General features: G+C 60.6%; 8 protein-coding genes and 3 pseudogenes. 5 read left to right on the forward strand and 6 right to left on the reverse strand.

Annotated elements, in window-relative coordinates; genetic code table 11:
* Complete coding sequence (locus NLM31_RS09820) at window positions 1-1,995, forward strand: ATP-binding protein (protein ID WP_254128970.1); 1,995 nt, start codon at window positions 1-3, stop codon at window positions 1,993-1,995.
* A gap of 145 nt (window positions 1,996-2,140) precedes the next feature.
* On the opposite strand, the gene NLM31_RS09825 is transcribed toward NLM31_RS09820, so the two are convergent.
* On the reverse strand, window positions 2,141-4,879 hold the full coding sequence (locus tag NLM31_RS09825) for a hypothetical protein (protein ID WP_254128971.1): 2,739 nt from the start codon (window positions 4,877-4,879) through the stop codon (window positions 2,141-2,143).
* Between the two features lie 258 nt (window positions 4,880-5,137).
* Here NLM31_RS09825 and NLM31_RS09830 point away from each other — a divergent pair, with 258 nt between their 5' ends.
* Entirely contained in the window at window positions 5,138-5,626 is a 489-nt protein-coding gene (locus NLM31_RS09830) for a DUF2937 family protein (RefSeq protein WP_254128972.1), read from the forward strand.
* Between the two features lie 74 nt (window positions 5,627-5,700).
* Here the strand turns inward: NLM31_RS09830 and NLM31_RS09835 are convergent, their stop codons facing one another.
* Both NLM31_RS09835 and NLM31_RS09840 read right to left on the reverse strand, forming a co-directional pair.
* Window positions 5,701-6,741, reverse strand: a complete 1,041-nt coding sequence (locus tag NLM31_RS09835; protein WP_254192130.1) for a hypothetical protein — start codon at window positions 6,739-6,741, stop codon at window positions 5,701-5,703.
* A 146-nt stretch (window positions 6,742-6,887) separates the two neighbouring features.
* Window positions 6,888-7,613 (reverse strand): annotated as a pseudogene (locus tag NLM31_RS09840) (IS701 family transposase); the annotation flags it as partial.
* A gap of 104 nt (window positions 7,614-7,717) precedes the next feature.
* On the opposite strand from NLM31_RS09840, the gene NLM31_RS09845 reads away from it, so the two are divergent.
* Entirely contained in the window at window positions 7,718-8,836 is a 1,119-nt protein-coding gene (locus tag NLM31_RS09845) for an IS110 family transposase (protein ID WP_254191884.1), read from the forward strand.
* Window positions 8,837-9,154: 318 nt separating this feature from the next.
* Here NLM31_RS09845 and NLM31_RS09850 read toward each other — a convergent pair.
* From NLM31_RS09850 to NLM31_RS09860, 3 genes and pseudogenes are all read right to left on the reverse strand, one after another.
* A pseudogene (locus NLM31_RS09850) lies at window positions 9,155-9,541 on the reverse strand (transposase); the annotation flags it as partial.
* A 58-nt stretch (window positions 9,542-9,599) separates the two neighbouring features.
* The gene (locus NLM31_RS09855; RefSeq protein WP_254128975.1) at window positions 9,600-10,589 is read right to left on the reverse strand and encodes a serine protease; all 990 of its coding nucleotides are present in this window, start codon (window positions 10,587-10,589) and stop codon (window positions 9,600-9,602) included.
* Between the two features lie 120 nt (window positions 10,590-10,709).
* On the reverse strand, window positions 10,710-11,276 hold the full coding sequence (locus NLM31_RS09860) for a hypothetical protein (RefSeq protein ID WP_254128976.1): 567 nt from the start codon (window positions 11,274-11,276) through the stop codon (window positions 10,710-10,712).
* Window positions 11,277-11,454: 178 nt separating this feature from the next.
* On the opposite strand from NLM31_RS09860, the gene NLM31_RS09865 reads away from it, so the two are divergent.
* Together NLM31_RS09865 and NLM31_RS09870 are read left to right on the forward strand one after the other, a co-directional pair.
* Window positions 11,455-12,651 carry a Fic family protein gene (locus NLM31_RS09865; protein WP_254192131.1) on the forward strand — a complete coding sequence of 399 codons (1,197 nt, stop codon included), beginning with the start codon at window positions 11,455-11,457 and terminating at the stop codon, window positions 12,649-12,651.
* 534 nt (window positions 12,652-13,185) lie between these two features.
* Window positions 13,186-14,184: pseudogene (locus tag NLM31_RS09870) on the forward strand (IS3 family transposase); the annotation flags it as partial.
* Window positions 14,185-14,264 lie beyond the last annotated feature (80 nt).

Here is a 14,264-nt window from a genome sequence, read left to right on the forward strand (position 1 = left end):
ATGGATAATCCACGTCTCGTCGGCCATATTGTCTCGGTTCAAGGCTTCCGGGTGAAGGTGGAATTGCTGCCCGAAACCAGATCGGCCCTGCGCGCGACCCTTGACGGGGTTCAGGCTGCGATCGCGATCAACGCGTATCTGACCTTTTCGTTGGGGGCGGGCGAAACCGTCATTGGTATCATTACCGATCTTGAGGCACGTGAGAGCTTCGATCCCACCAGCGGCGATGAACTCAACCTGGAACTCATGAAGCCGCGCCGGACCGCCAGCGTGCAGTTGCTGGGTACCATCGAGCATGCCGACGGTGACCCGTCTTTCAGTCCGGGTATATCCATCCTGCCAACACTCGATACACCGGCAGAAATCGGATCACCTGACATCTTGCGCGCCGTGTTCGAAATCCCGCCCCGTCGCAACAGGCCGGAGGGTTATGATGCGAGGGACTTTGACTGCGACTTGAAGATCGGATTTCCGACGGGCCAGGCGCGTAACGTCGTCCGGGCGTCCTACAATGACCTGTTCTCGAGGCCCTTGGCCATCGTCGGCAACACCGGGTCAGGCAAGTCATTCTCGGTGTCGAGCCTCATTCAGAAGGCCATGAAGGCGCTCGACGGCGCAGCAGAGGAGCCGCATGTCTTCATTCTCGACATTAATGGCGAATACGCCAAAGCCTTTCCTGCCGCAAAAGCAGCGGTTCGCATGCCGGATCGCATCTATCTCAATGGCAAAGAGTTCGGCCTCCCGCTCTGGTTCCTGAACGCGGAGGAGATTTGTGCATGGCTGAGCGCGGCGGAACAGACACAGGAACCCGTGTTGAAAGACTGGTGGGCGATTGCGAAGGGCGGCAATGCCACAGCTGCGGCCAGTCTCGGTTCATTGCAGAATGCAATGAGCGCGCTCGATCAACTTCTCAGCGAACTTACAAAGATCAAGAAGAAGGCGGCGGGTTCCTATTGTGACGCCGTTACCGGCCATCTCGCGAACACCGATATCGACACCACGGCGTTCGACAGACTGTTCACCTCACATCGCTCCGCCAACGACTACAACACCGAGGTCATGAACAATCAGGCTGTGATCGCGGCCGAAGCAGAGAAGCTCAAGGACGCCATCCGATCCAAGATTGTCGGCGGGCGTGATACAGCGGAGGCTGGCGCGCGCACTGCGGACTCTCCACTTCCGATCGCGCGCTCGACATTAACCGATCCATCACTGATCAACCGCGCCGTATCGAAGGAGGACACCTTTCGGGTGGACGCCCATCTCACCACGCTGAAGCTGCGTTTGAAAACCCGCCTTGATGACCAAAGGTGGCGTGCGTTCCTCAACTATGAAGACGCTGTCACTGCCATCGCTAGTTTGTCCGCCTGGTTCGCTCGTTTTGGATTGGGGGCTAAGACAGGTCCAAAGGTGTCGGTGCTCGATCTTTCGATGCTGAGCAACGAAGTGCTGCCCTATGCATGTGCCGTCATCGGGCGCGTGTTGCTGGAGGCGCGGGAACGCTTGCCCGCTGCGTCACGCTACAAACATCCGTGGGTTCTCGTCCTCGAAGAAGCGCATAACTATGCCCGACCGGCTCGCGCGGACGAGGATCGAGGTCATCGACTGGCGCGATTGACCTTTGAGCGTATCGCAAAGGAAGGGCGCAAGTTCGGCCTGTCGCTCATCATCGCCAGCCAACGTCCGAGCGAGATTAGCCAGACTATCATCAGTCAGTGCGCTAACTTCATCAGCCATCGTCTCCAGAATCCGGACGACATCGACCATTTCCGTCGCATCATCCCGATGCAAGCCCGGCGCTTGCTCGATCAGGTAACGATATTGTCGTCAGGCGAAGCGATTGTCTTCGGCAGCGCGTTCCACATCCCGACGCGAGTGCAATTCGATAGGCCCGATCCCAGCCCCTATAGCCAGACGGCGGCGCCTTTCCATGAGTGGTCGAAAGAAAAAGCCCCGTTTCCGCTCGCACAAATTATCGATGCTTGGGGGGCCTAGCTCAAAGTTTCTCGATGCCTTTGCCGGAACTTGTCACGGATCGATTATGCAGAACCGGTCTCCTCGGTGAAAGTAGTCGAAGTAGCGTGCTCGAGGACTTTCCACTTGCGTCGAGAAGGGGGCGACACGGATTGGGATGCGTCGGTCAAGTAGGTCGTCGTGATCCCACTTGCCGTCCAAGTCCCGCGTCGTTGAGCCGCATATCTAGCCGGGCCGCTTCGACCTCCTTTTGACTCGCTACACGAGCCTCGACGAGATCCTCGGTGGCGTGAGCGTCGCCAAGGTCGGTCCGGATGTCATAACGCAGTTCTAAGAATTCGCTGCGAAAATGGTCCGCACGGAGTCGGTCCAGCGCCTTGCTGATCCAGACCAATGCTTCGGCTGCGTCTCCTTGCCCGCGCCGCGCGCGCGCCATGAGCCTTTGGAGCCACTCGCTGGTCTCAAGCTCCTTCCGCTCTCGCAGGAGGGCCTCGCCTTCGGCCGGCCGACCCATTTCGATCAGGAGTTCGGCGCGCCGCTGGAGGTGGAAAAGCTGTGGTCGGACCAGCGACTCATGGAGGGCGAGGGCCTTGGCATGGAAGCCGGAAGCGTCGGCACCCGGCAGGCGGGCTGCCTCGAAATAGACCTCAGCCCACGCAAAACGATCGCTGTCGGTCTGCAAGCCTTCTAATGCGGGCTCGGAGAGCTGCTTGAAGATGCGTCCAAACATGACCGGCTCTTCGGTCGAGAGGTAGCGCCCGAGCGCAGCGAACGCACGAATCGCTTGCAGCACGCCGACATTCGCTGCCTCGACGATCGTTCGCTCGATTGCGTCTGCATGGCGTCGGATAAGCCCTGCTCGCCAGTTGCCTGAGCCCCATGGCAAGCGCTCGATCACACCCAGGAGAACCGAGTAAGTCACGTTATCTTCGCCGGGGGCGCGAGCGAGGATTTCATCCACCAGCTCAATCGCCCGAGCCACTGTGGCGGAATTGCCCCGGTAGATATCGATCAACTGCAGGCGGGTTTCGTGCATGGGCGAGGGCCCGCTCAGCACCTGCTCAAAGAGTTCGGCCGCGGCGGCCGAGTCACCAAGTCTCTTGAGCGCCTTACCCTTATGATGCTGCACTTCGGCAGCCTGTCTGTCGGTGAGCCCGGGAAGCCCGGTAAGTGTGTCGAAGGCTGACAGGCGTTCCCGCAGCCGGGCCTTGGCGATCTCATCGCCTTCCAGCTTGTCGTAGAGGAACAGCTGCTCGATCGCTTCGATAATTGCCATCAACTCCAAAGGCGCCGGCGTGCGTCCTGCCAGCGCATTGGCGTCGGCCAATGGGTCGCCCACGAGTTCGGACCGCAGTTCGGTATGATCCGATACCGTGAGCAGCGCGTAACGGAACGCGGCAGAGCGAGCTCCTGCAGCAATCAGCTTCTTGAGCTTAGGGAGGAGGATACGCCCGATCGTCCAAAGACGCAGACCAGACTCACTCGCCGCGACTTGCAGATAGGCCTCCAGCGCGGCATCAAGCTCGACGCGCCGCTCCGGGGGGCACCAGCCGCCGCCGCTCAGCGCCGCGTACACGACATCGTGGAGCCGAATAATCCCGCTTCGGTCAGCAGCCGTAAGCCCGTGGCTGCGGAGCTTGCGAATGCCGAGCGGCTGGACGACATACTCGAGAAAGTCCTGCCCGCAGGTTGTTTGCTCGGCCCAGGCGAAGACAGACAGCTCGCGCTCGAGGGCAGGACGCAGGCGCCCCAGGAGCCGGTCGGCGAGGCGCTGGCCATGATGTTCCAGTTCGCCGACAGCCCGACAGTCAAGAACGATCTCGTCCCATGTGGCGCCCTGCCGCACTGCAGCGCTGATCAGACCCAGGGTCAGCGGATGGCCGCCCACCGTGGACCAGATGATGTCAAACACATCAGCTGGGCACATCGCGCCATCCTGGTCGAGCAGGCTCTGTGCCTCCCCACGAACGAACATTGGCAGTTCGTATGAGCCTGGTTGTGCCGACCGCTGCGTGAGGATGATCCGTGAGCGGGGCCCGCAAAGGTCGCCAAGGCGCGCCGTCGAAAGATCGGGTTCGGCGTCATCGATTACTAACAGACAGGCTCCGGCGCGCAGCAGCGCCGTGACGTTCCGGGTTTCGCCGCCTCGCACCAAAGGGAGCGCCTGGAGATCTTCAGGCCGACGGACTTCCCCCGCATCTAGCCAGATCACGAGGTCGTACTGATCTTCGTGGTCTGTGGCGTAAGCGGCAGCTGCCGCTGACTTGCCGAGCCCGGCGATACCGCTGATGGTCACCACTGGACTTTTCGAGAGGCGCCGCGAGACGTCGGCGTCGACATCGGGGCGAGCAATGCGGCTTCGATCCGGGGCGGGAACCAGGCGGCTCACCGCCTCTTCATCCCGGATCCTCTGTAGCTCAGGCAGGTATGGAGCGAGCCTTCGAACAACGGTGTCGCTGAAGATCAGCTTTTCGATCAGCTGGGTCGCGATCTCCTCCGCGCCCCACAGGTGCAGAGTCTTGCCCTCCATTTCCGGCCACGTTCTGACGGCGCTTTCGAACTCCTGGGCGACTTGGGGCCGCTTTCGCTGGCCCGACAGCAGGAAGATGTCCCGTGCGGACGGTTTGCGATTGAGCGCCTTTCTCAGATCGCCATCTGCCTTGGCCATCGGGCGCTCAAAATAACCACGAGCATCAGAGTACTCGGCGACTATCCGGCCGTCGTCGCTGACTGTGTCGACCACGCCGCCAACGGCATAGCCGACCAGATTGGTCCCTTGATGGTTCAGAGGCACCTCGAGCAGGGCATCCAGAAATAGTCCGGCAAACCTCTCGAAATCGGTGGCGATGTAGCCAACTGCACCAGCCAGACGGTCAATTTGCGCGACCTTGCGCTTTGGGTTCATCTTGAATTCTCGACTGGTGACACAGCTTCCATTCCCGCCGCATATTGTAGCACATCGTCCAACATTTCGATTGCTCCCGAGCGAAAGCAAATCGGTGCATAGAGCCAGCTACAGGTCTCCCAAACGAGCTGAACGCCCTCGGCCGACTGGGGCGCTAAGGCGGGCCGACAACCACTTCTTGTGATTGGACCCGAATGACCGAATCGAGGTTATTGAAACCTTCAAAGCGGTGGCCTCGACGCGAGAAGGAGTGGTGCAATGCAACGGCTCTTTGCGGTTTTGTCGCTTCTGGGTGCTTTGCTGTTTGCGCAGATTCCTGAGCTCCTGCAACAGTATAGGCAGCGGCTCGGTGGCGCAGCCGACGAGCTGACAGTCATTGTGCGCAACTTCGACGAGGACTCCCGCCGCTCGGGTTATGACCGATCGGGCGCACTCGGTGTCATGGCGAAAAACGCAGAACAACTGGTGCGCGACCAGGCGCAGCGAATGACGGAATATATTCGAAGGCTGGAGCGGCTGAACGAGCAGCAATCGGCTTTGGCGAATGGCGTCACGCCTGCGGCCATCCTGGCGGTAGCGGTCGACTATGACAAGCCGATCATGGCGCAAGCCTGGAGCGCCTATGCGCCCGCGCTTCCGACGACCCTCACGGGCATTGTATTTGCGATCATTGGCTGGTGCTTGTCTTATGCTGCACTCTTGGTTCTCGGCGCTGTTGCCGGCTCACGAGGCAGAGTCGCTGCGTGATCCGACGAAACCGAGATTCATCGGCAGGAGGACAGCAAACCGAGCCGTCAAACTCCGCGCGGCGCTTCTATGCCTCAACTCTTATTTGCCGTCTTCACCGCGAGCGGCTGCTGGACGAAGCGCCATAGCGGCAACGCATCACTTTTGTAGTCGGACGATATCAGTGGCGCGAACCAGTTGGGCCGATGTTCAAGTTCAATTTGCACTGAATCCGGTTCTCCGTTGGCCTGTTGCGAATAGTGGCGGGAAAACATCCGGCTCAGCGTGCCGATTATTTCAAATCTCTCGGTGTCCTCGTTGAGCCGTTCCTCGGGCAGCCAAGAAAACTCGATCGCCGACAATCTTCCGTCAGTCACAATGGCCTTGGTCTCCTGCTCGGACCATTCCCCGAGATTCATGAATATCCACGCGATCTCCTGCTCGTCCGTACGCGTGAGGACACGATCCTCACTGAGCATCGTGACCTCTCCAACCGTGAAAGGCGCCATTCCGTCGGGGCCGATGGCGTTGGGCTTGTCGGCGGTTAGCCGAAGTGTGAGCGGCGGCGTTGTGCCGACTGTCATATCGCCGAGCCTGCCCAGCTCATTGAAGCGGACGGCATGTTTCATGTCGAGCTTGAGGTAGCCATTTTCGTTCAGCAGATCGTGCGGGGACACCAGCGTCCAGATGCCCCATCTGGCCCAATAGACGGCCACCTTGAGCGTGGCTCGTGTTGCCCGCGCGTAGCTGTCGAGCGAGGACAAATAAGACGGTGTCATGATCTGACGTTCTTGCCGGACCGGATCCGCCTCGTAGACGTTCTTGACTTCGACCAGCCATTGCTCGTCGTCTTCCAGTACGATCCGGAAATCGGGCGCCCGATATCTGCCGACAGGATAGACGCGCCCGGTATCTTCGACCTTCATCAGCTTGTAATGACCAAGCGCCACCACCATGGCTTCGAACATTGCCGCTGTTCGTTGGCCATGTATTAGGGTGTCATCGGTCAATGCCTTGTCGAGCTGCGCGCCGATCGCCGCGAGGAATTCCTGGGCTGTCTGGGCCGCCGTTACGGAAATCTTTCGCTCACGGCTGAAGCGGGCATAGAGATTGAGAAGATCAAATGGTTTGCTCATGTCGGCATCGTTGACTTGAATGCGCGCGTGGGAAAGGTCGAGCCCACGACTTGGTGAAATCGGCATACTTGGTCGGCTTCCAATCTAGCTGACCCGCCTAGCACTACTCTGGCAGTTTAGTTTTGCTTGGATCGACGAGGAGTTTCTCACAGTGCGGGCATCGCCGGGGTGGAGGCTGCGCGAAGAGGTCGAGGATGGCTTGCCTGACGGCCGGCATGCTCGGCTGTGGCGGCGGTCCGGCGATTCTTTTTTTTTCGTCCCGCTGCTTTGAGGCGGCGGGATTGGAGGAAGGCGTAGGCGATCATGGTCATCAAGGCGTGTCGGTGTAACCCCGTCCAGGATCTCCCTTCGAAGTGGTCGAGGCCAAGCTCCTCCTTGAGCTGCTGATGGGCCTGCTCACAGACCCATCTGGCTTTGATCGTGGCGACGAGCATCTTGAGGCTCGCATCGGCCGGTAGGTTCGACACATAGTATTTTTGCTCGCCAGTCGACCGGCGTTCGCCGACGCGGCGCTTTCCGGCCTTCGCGACAGGGAAGATCAAGGCAACGTCGGTGGGATAAACGTTCTGGCGTCGCGACAGACCCACCGCCCACAACAGACCGCGCTCGCTCAAAGCCTGACGGAAAGTCCCGCTGGAGCCGTACCCTGAATCGGCAAGCACACAGCCAAAACGTGCACCGGAGGCGATGACGCGGTCGATCTCCGCGATCGCGATTTCCGGCTTTGTCAGTGCAGTCTGTCTATCCTTCGGCACACCGGCCCGCGCCATGCGCTCACGATCATCTGTCCAACTCTCGGGTAGGAATAGCCGCAGGCCCACCATCACGGGTACCTCGCGCGACGCCAACGTTACCGAGACCAGCGACTGGCAGACCGTATGTTCGTTGTCCGAGAGGTGGCTCGTCCGCAATATGCGATGAGCGAGGGTTGCGCCGGGTGGGCCGACGCCGAGCCTCTCGCATAGGAGGACGAGCCGTGCGGCAGGATAGCAAAATCTACGTGGGACTGGATACGTCGAAGCTGAAGATCTCGGTAGCCGTAGCCGAGGCGGGGCGCGATGGCGACGTGCGCTTCATCGGCGAGATCGACAGCACGCCTGATGCGGTGGAGCGATTGATAACGAAGCTCGCCAAAAGGCACCGGGGCCTCGCCTTTTGCTACGAAGCCGGCCCGACCGGCTACGGTCTCCATCGTCAGATCACACGGCTTGGCCACGACTGCATCGTGGTTGCACCATCACTGATCCCGAAGCGGCCTGGAGAACGGGTCAAGACCAACCGCCGTGATGCGCTGACCCTGGCCAAGCTGCATCGTGCAGGAGAGCTGACCGCGGTCTGGGTACCGGATCCGGAGCACGAGGCGGTGCGAGAACTGGTACGTGCCCGGGAAGCCGCGATGGAAGATCTGCGGCGGGCCCGTCAACGCTTGCAGTCCTTCCTGCTCCGTCACGGCCGGGTCTTCACCGGCCGTCAAGCGTGGACCAAGGCGCATACACGATGGCTGTGCGAGCAACGCTTCGAGCATCCGGCGCAGTATCTCGTGCTGGCCGAGTATCGCCAAGCGATCGAGGCCGCCGAGATCCGTCTGAAGCGTCTGGACGACCAGGTTGCCGAGGCGGTGAGTTCATGGTCCATGGCTCCAGTGATCGCCGCCTACCAAGCGCTACGCGGCGTCGCCTTCCTGACCGCGGTCACCTTCGTCACCGAAATCGGCGACGTGCGCCGCTTCGACAGCCCGCGCCAACTGATGGCGTATCTTGGCCTGGTGCCCTGCGAAAACTCTACGGGAGAACGCATCCGGCGGGGCAGCATCACCAAAGCTGGTAATGGCCGGGCGCGCCGCGTGCTCATTGAGGGCGCCTGGACCTACCGCTTCCCCGCCCGGATGAGCCGCCTACTGCAGGAGCGGCAGGCCGGCCTGACGAAAGCGGTGTGCGACATCGCCTGGAAAGCCCAAGTCAGACTCTGCGCTCGCTATCGCAAGCTGATGGCACGCGGCAAACGCCAGGCAGTCGTCACCGTGGCCATCGCCCGGGAAATGGCCGCCTTCCTTTGGGCAATCGGCCAAGAGGTGGAGCCGCACAGCGCAACCTGATCGCTTGCTGAATTAGCTACGCTTCCTTCCACCTCAACACAGGAGAACTCTCAGGAGCGACATCATTGTTGCGCATCGCTGGAGGCAGGGCCCCGGTTGGGGAACTCTCGCACCAATTGTGTGGCCGACATTGTCGATGCCCGCTGGCAGATCGAGACAGCCCCGGACGAACAAACGGAAATGCGGTATCCAACCCGCGTATCAGAGTCTACAAACCGTCGTCTCAGCGGCTCTGCCTCCTGCGCTGCGTAACAATCATCCAATTGACAACTCCGGCACAAACGGAGGTCGCACCCTCATGCCGATAACCCTGGACATTCCGAGCGACGAGGCATATTGGGGTGCCACGCCAACCGAGTGAGATCCCTTCTTGGGCAACGCCGTGTCATCGATGACAAGAAACCCCGCCTCATCACCAACCAGGCCATCTGCCTTCTTCAGCAAAACGGCTTCAAGCGAGGCACTGTCCCAAACTCCGGCGGTGACGAAATGATGCAGCTGATCGTAGCCGACTTCGCGAGCGCGCGTCGCCATCGGCTGAATGCTCTTGCGGTCTCCTGGACCAATCAGCCCGGCGATATAGGCTGGACACATCCGCGCTCTAGTCTTGTGCCGTAGCGCCGCGACAAACGGCGCAAGCCAGCGATCGAGATCAGCCTGCCAGTTTACGTCCATTGATCGGCCCTCCATGAGCCGACCTCCCATGAGTCACAGAAAAACTGATTTGGGAATCCCGCGCCGCTAAAAATCTGCCAAGGTAGTGCTAGTCGGCCGAACCAATAAAGTCATCTGAGCCAGCCCTCAGGGAGCCAAAGCGAACCGAATAGTCCGACGCCAGCGTCGCGCAGATTTCCTCTGCCCTTGCGCGGTCGTTGGTCATTGCCGCAACATGCCAGGGAGCGTTGCGCACCACCGCCCAACCGCGCACCCATCCTGGGTTCGATGGGTCGACGTGAGGGAGGTTGCGTTGAAGACCCGGGATCGGCGCAAACCAAAAGGCGTAGGATTGCGCACCGTCGCTTCCCGGCTCGTCGCTTGAGCTGACGAGGCCGATCACCTCTCCGTCCTGGTTGAACACGGGTCCGCCGCTCATGCCGCCGGGCCAATGGCTGTCGACCGCAAATGTCGGCCAAGGCCGATGTTCGCGGCCACTCGGCAGCACTGCGGTTACGCGGCCAATAGACCCATACATGCGCTCGGTCAGAACATCCGCGTCGATCTCGCGGTCCCGTATCGAACGCAGTTCGGGAAACCCAATGGCCATGACCTCACCGCCGACCTCGGGCCATTTCCCGGTCAGCCGCAGGGGAAGAAAATCGCGTACTTCGTTCAGGCGCGTGTTGTCTGCTTTGAACGACAGCATCATGCAGTCGAGTGACATGCGGCTCGAGTCACGGTTGAGCAGCCGATCAAGGGCGATATCTTCTGGCGGGGTGCGAAAGGCGGTCGCTGACGCAATCATCACCATCCCGTCGACCCCGATCGGGGCACGCCCATAGACAAGCCCCGGGTTGAGAAGACCGACAACCGTCGACCGCGGGCGCGAAGGCCCGAGCCATGTTTCAAGCACGTGCTGCGCGGTCAGATATCCTCCGAAGGGGTCGATACGGAACGCCGTGCCGAGACCAGAGACGCGGTGTGTGTGGTTGTCGATTGCCAGCAAGGAGATAATCGGATGGCGAACCCCCGTCGGGTCTTGGATCAGAAACTGGCGGGGATCGTCTCCGGCTGTGGGGGTGACTGGAAAGGGCATCGCCCAGTCTAGCATGGCAAGGCGAGTCGCCCTAAGGCGCATTCAATGTGAAGGCTCATCCGAGTCACAAGGAAACCGGCGCCGCTTTTTTGAGACGGCGCCGGTTTCCTTGTCAAAGATCTAGTGAGCGGCGGCACCTTGCTTGATCGCAGAGGCGAAGCCTTCGACGACCCGAACAAATAGATCGGGATCACGCAGTGCGTTCTTGAGCTCCTCAGCCCAATCCGGATTGGACTCGGTCCACTTGATCAGCGCGGTCGCCTTGACGCCGCGGTGCTTGATCAGGAAGTTGGAGATCTTTGCCGGCACGGCGCCCGCGACAAAAGCAGCGTTAGCCGGTTCGGCGCGCGCCAGAAGAATGAAGGCCCGTGAGAAGCTCGCGAGATCGTCCTCTTCCGCGAGTTTGGTGAGGAGGTCCAGTACGGGCCCGGAGGGGGTTGTGTAGGCTGCCGAGCCCTGGGATGCGATCGCCTCGGCAATACGGTGCAGTGTTTCTGGGGGCATGCTCTTAATTCCTTCGTCAAGGCCGGCGAGCGCTTTGGCTTTTGCCCTGCGATCGGCGGCGAGGTTTCTGATGTCGTTTGCGTCTTGTTCGGTGGGCACCCACACACGGACTTCCTGCCAGCCTTCAGCCAGGCGAACGTCGCGCTGGCGTTTTACTCGCCTGACTACCGTAGGGTCGGCCACGAAATGTCTCCGTACTGTCGTTACGAAACATAAGTCGTAACGACAGTACGTGCAAGCGGTTCCTTGAAGATGGAACTCAAAAAGCTTACGTAGGATCCCGCGTCAGCCCCTTTATTGAAGTATATATAAATAACCTTTATTATGATGCCGAGATTAGCTCCTCTGCGAAAGGTTTCCATTGAACCGCGATAATCTCACTCACGCCGTGCGGGAACAATTGAAGCGGCTACCGGCCCCCCATGCCGCGCATTACGGCGTGGTTCCGCTGCCCCCGCCTGAGGATGGCGTTGCCGTGGGGGCGGTCCTTGCCCGGCTCAGGGCGGCGGATGCAGCCTTGGTGCGCATCGAGACGCTCGCGGCCGAACTAAAGGACCCGTATCTCATAAGCCGCATCTTGCCGCGGCGGGAAGCTGTCAGCAGTTCGGCGATTGAAGGCACCAACAGCACGCTTGACGAATTGCTGTCTGGTGAAGAAAGCGAAGATTCCCAGCAGGGCGAGGCGGTAGTTCAGGTGCGTGATTACGCGCTCGCGCTCGACGACTTCCTGCCTCGGGCCAGACAAGAGAAACTGGAAATCTTCACAAGCGGTTTGGTGCAGGATCTGCATCGCGCCGTCATGCGCGGCGACGCCGAATACAAAGACAAGCCCGGCGATCTTCGCCAGGTTGTCGTCTGGATCGGCGGCAGGGGCGATATCGCTTACTCAACCTACAATCCGACGCCGCCGTCGGACATTGCCGCGTGTCTTGAGGGTACGATGAAGTACATGCGCTGCGAGGGCATGCAGGCGATGCACCAGAGCTTCATCGTCCGAATGGCGGTTGCGCACGCACATTTCGAGGCGGTCCACCCGTTTCGTGACGGCAATGGCCGCGTTGGCCGTCTGCTTTTGCCATTGATGATGGCCGCTGAAGGCATGATGCCGATTTACCTGTCACCGTACATTGAAGCCCACAAGACAGCTTATTATGAATCGCTCAAGGGGGCTCAGCAGCGCCTCGAATGGCATGAAGCGGTCGGCTTCATGGCGGACGCGATTGTCGGCACCACAGATGAGCTCCTGAAGACCCGCGATGCCTTGTCTGCACTTGGCCATCTATGGCGGAAGCGGCGGAGGTTTCGCCAGGGCTCAGCCAGCCTGCGCGCACTCGATGTTCTGCCGCACTATCCCGTGCTGACCGTCAAGCGTCTGGCCTCGCTTCTCAGCATTACGGTGCCTGCAGCCTCGCAAGCGGTAGAGCAACTGGTCGAGAATAAAATCTTGAACGAGCGTACCGGCTACGCGCGCAACCGCGTCTTCGCCGCGCCCGACGCGCTATCGATCATTAACCGCCCCTTCGGCGAAGAACCCATTCTTCCCGGTGCAGACACCTGACGGCCGCCATGCCGGGTTGACAATTGGTGACGCCGCGAGTTGCGGCTTCGCCACGCCGTCGGTCATGCAGTCGGCTCGGACCTCCGTGAGACGCCAAGCGATTTTCCATAGCAAGCGATCCCGCAAATGCTCCATGATCACGCCGGAGGAAGGGCGATTCGGTAGATGGTCGAGGCGATTCTCCGAAGGACACTCAAGAGAGTGGTTGACCTTGCATCGATGCACAGCATCACGAGTGATGCGCTCATAGCGATGAGCAAGGACGATTATCAGGTTCTCCGTCGCGCGGCGACGCGCGCGCGGCTCGACAGGAAAGCGCGTTTCGTCTGCGCGAAATGCGGACATGCCGTCTATGCTCCGCGCGAAGGCCGGAGCGGCCAGCCCTACTGGAAACACCACCCGGGTGCCCCGCAACTTTGTCCCTGGTGGACGGGGACGCCGGCCAGAGAGCTGGCTCGGCAAATTCGGACAGTAGCTTAAGTGGATTTTCTGCCTGACAGCGGCGAGGATTCTTGCCGCGAATCAGGAGCGAAGATGACGAAGAGGAGCCGCCGGACGCATTCTCCGGCCTTCAAGGCTAAGGTGGCTTTGGCCGCCGTGAAGGGGGAGAAGACACTGGCCGAACTTGCGCAAGCGTTCGATGTTCACCCTAACCAGATCACGACCTGGAAGAACCAGCTCCTGGAGGGCGCCGCCGGCGTGTTTGGGCAGGACAAGGGATCGGCCGAGGCACCGGTCGATTTGAAGGCGTTAGATGCCAAGCGACAAACTTCGTTTGCGCAGAGATCGGCGAGCTTGCGTTGGAGAACGATTTTTTGTCCGGCGCGCTCACCAAGGCGGGCCTGCTGAGCGCAAGCGATGATCGACCGCGATCATGATCTGTCTGCTGTTCGCCAGGCAAAGGTCCTGAACCTCGCCCGCAGCACGATCTACTATGAGCCTCGGCCGGTTTCGGCCGAGGACCTTGCCTTGATGCGTCGGCTCGATGAGCTGCACCTCGATTACCCCTTCGCGGGAGCCCGGATGCTGCGATCGCTGTTGCGGCGTGAGGGTGTGCGGGTTGGCCGCCGCCACGTCGCGACGCTGATGAAGCGGATGGGGATCGAGGCGATCTATCGCCGTCCGAACACCAGCAAGCCGGCACCGGGCCACAAGATCTACCCGTACCTGTTGCGCGGATTGAAGATCGAGCGGCCCGACCAGGCGTGGTCGATGGACATCACCTACATTCCAATGCGGCGTGGCTTCGTCTACCTCGCGGCGGTCGTTGATGTGTTCAGCCGACGGGTCCTGGCCCATCGCGTATCGATCACGATGGAGGCGGCCTTCTGCGTCGAAGCGCTCCAGGAGGCATTGGTGAAGCACGGCAGGCCCGAAATTTTCAACACGGATCAGGGCAGCCAGTTCACCAGCCTCGACTTCACCAGCATGCTGCTGGACGCTAAGATCGCCATCAGCATGGACGGCAAGGGCGCCTGGCGCGACAACGTGTTTGTCGAACGGCTCTGGCGGACGGTCAAATACGAGGATGTGGTGTGCTGTGAACGTCACTGTTCGAAATATGAACGGTGGCGATGCTTTATCGGAGATGAGGGTAGGCCCCTCGAAGTCGG

The organism is Bradyrhizobium sp. CCGUVB4N, assembly GCF_024199945.1.
Taxonomy (GTDB): domain Bacteria; phylum Pseudomonadota; class Alphaproteobacteria; order Rhizobiales; family Xanthobacteraceae; genus Bradyrhizobium.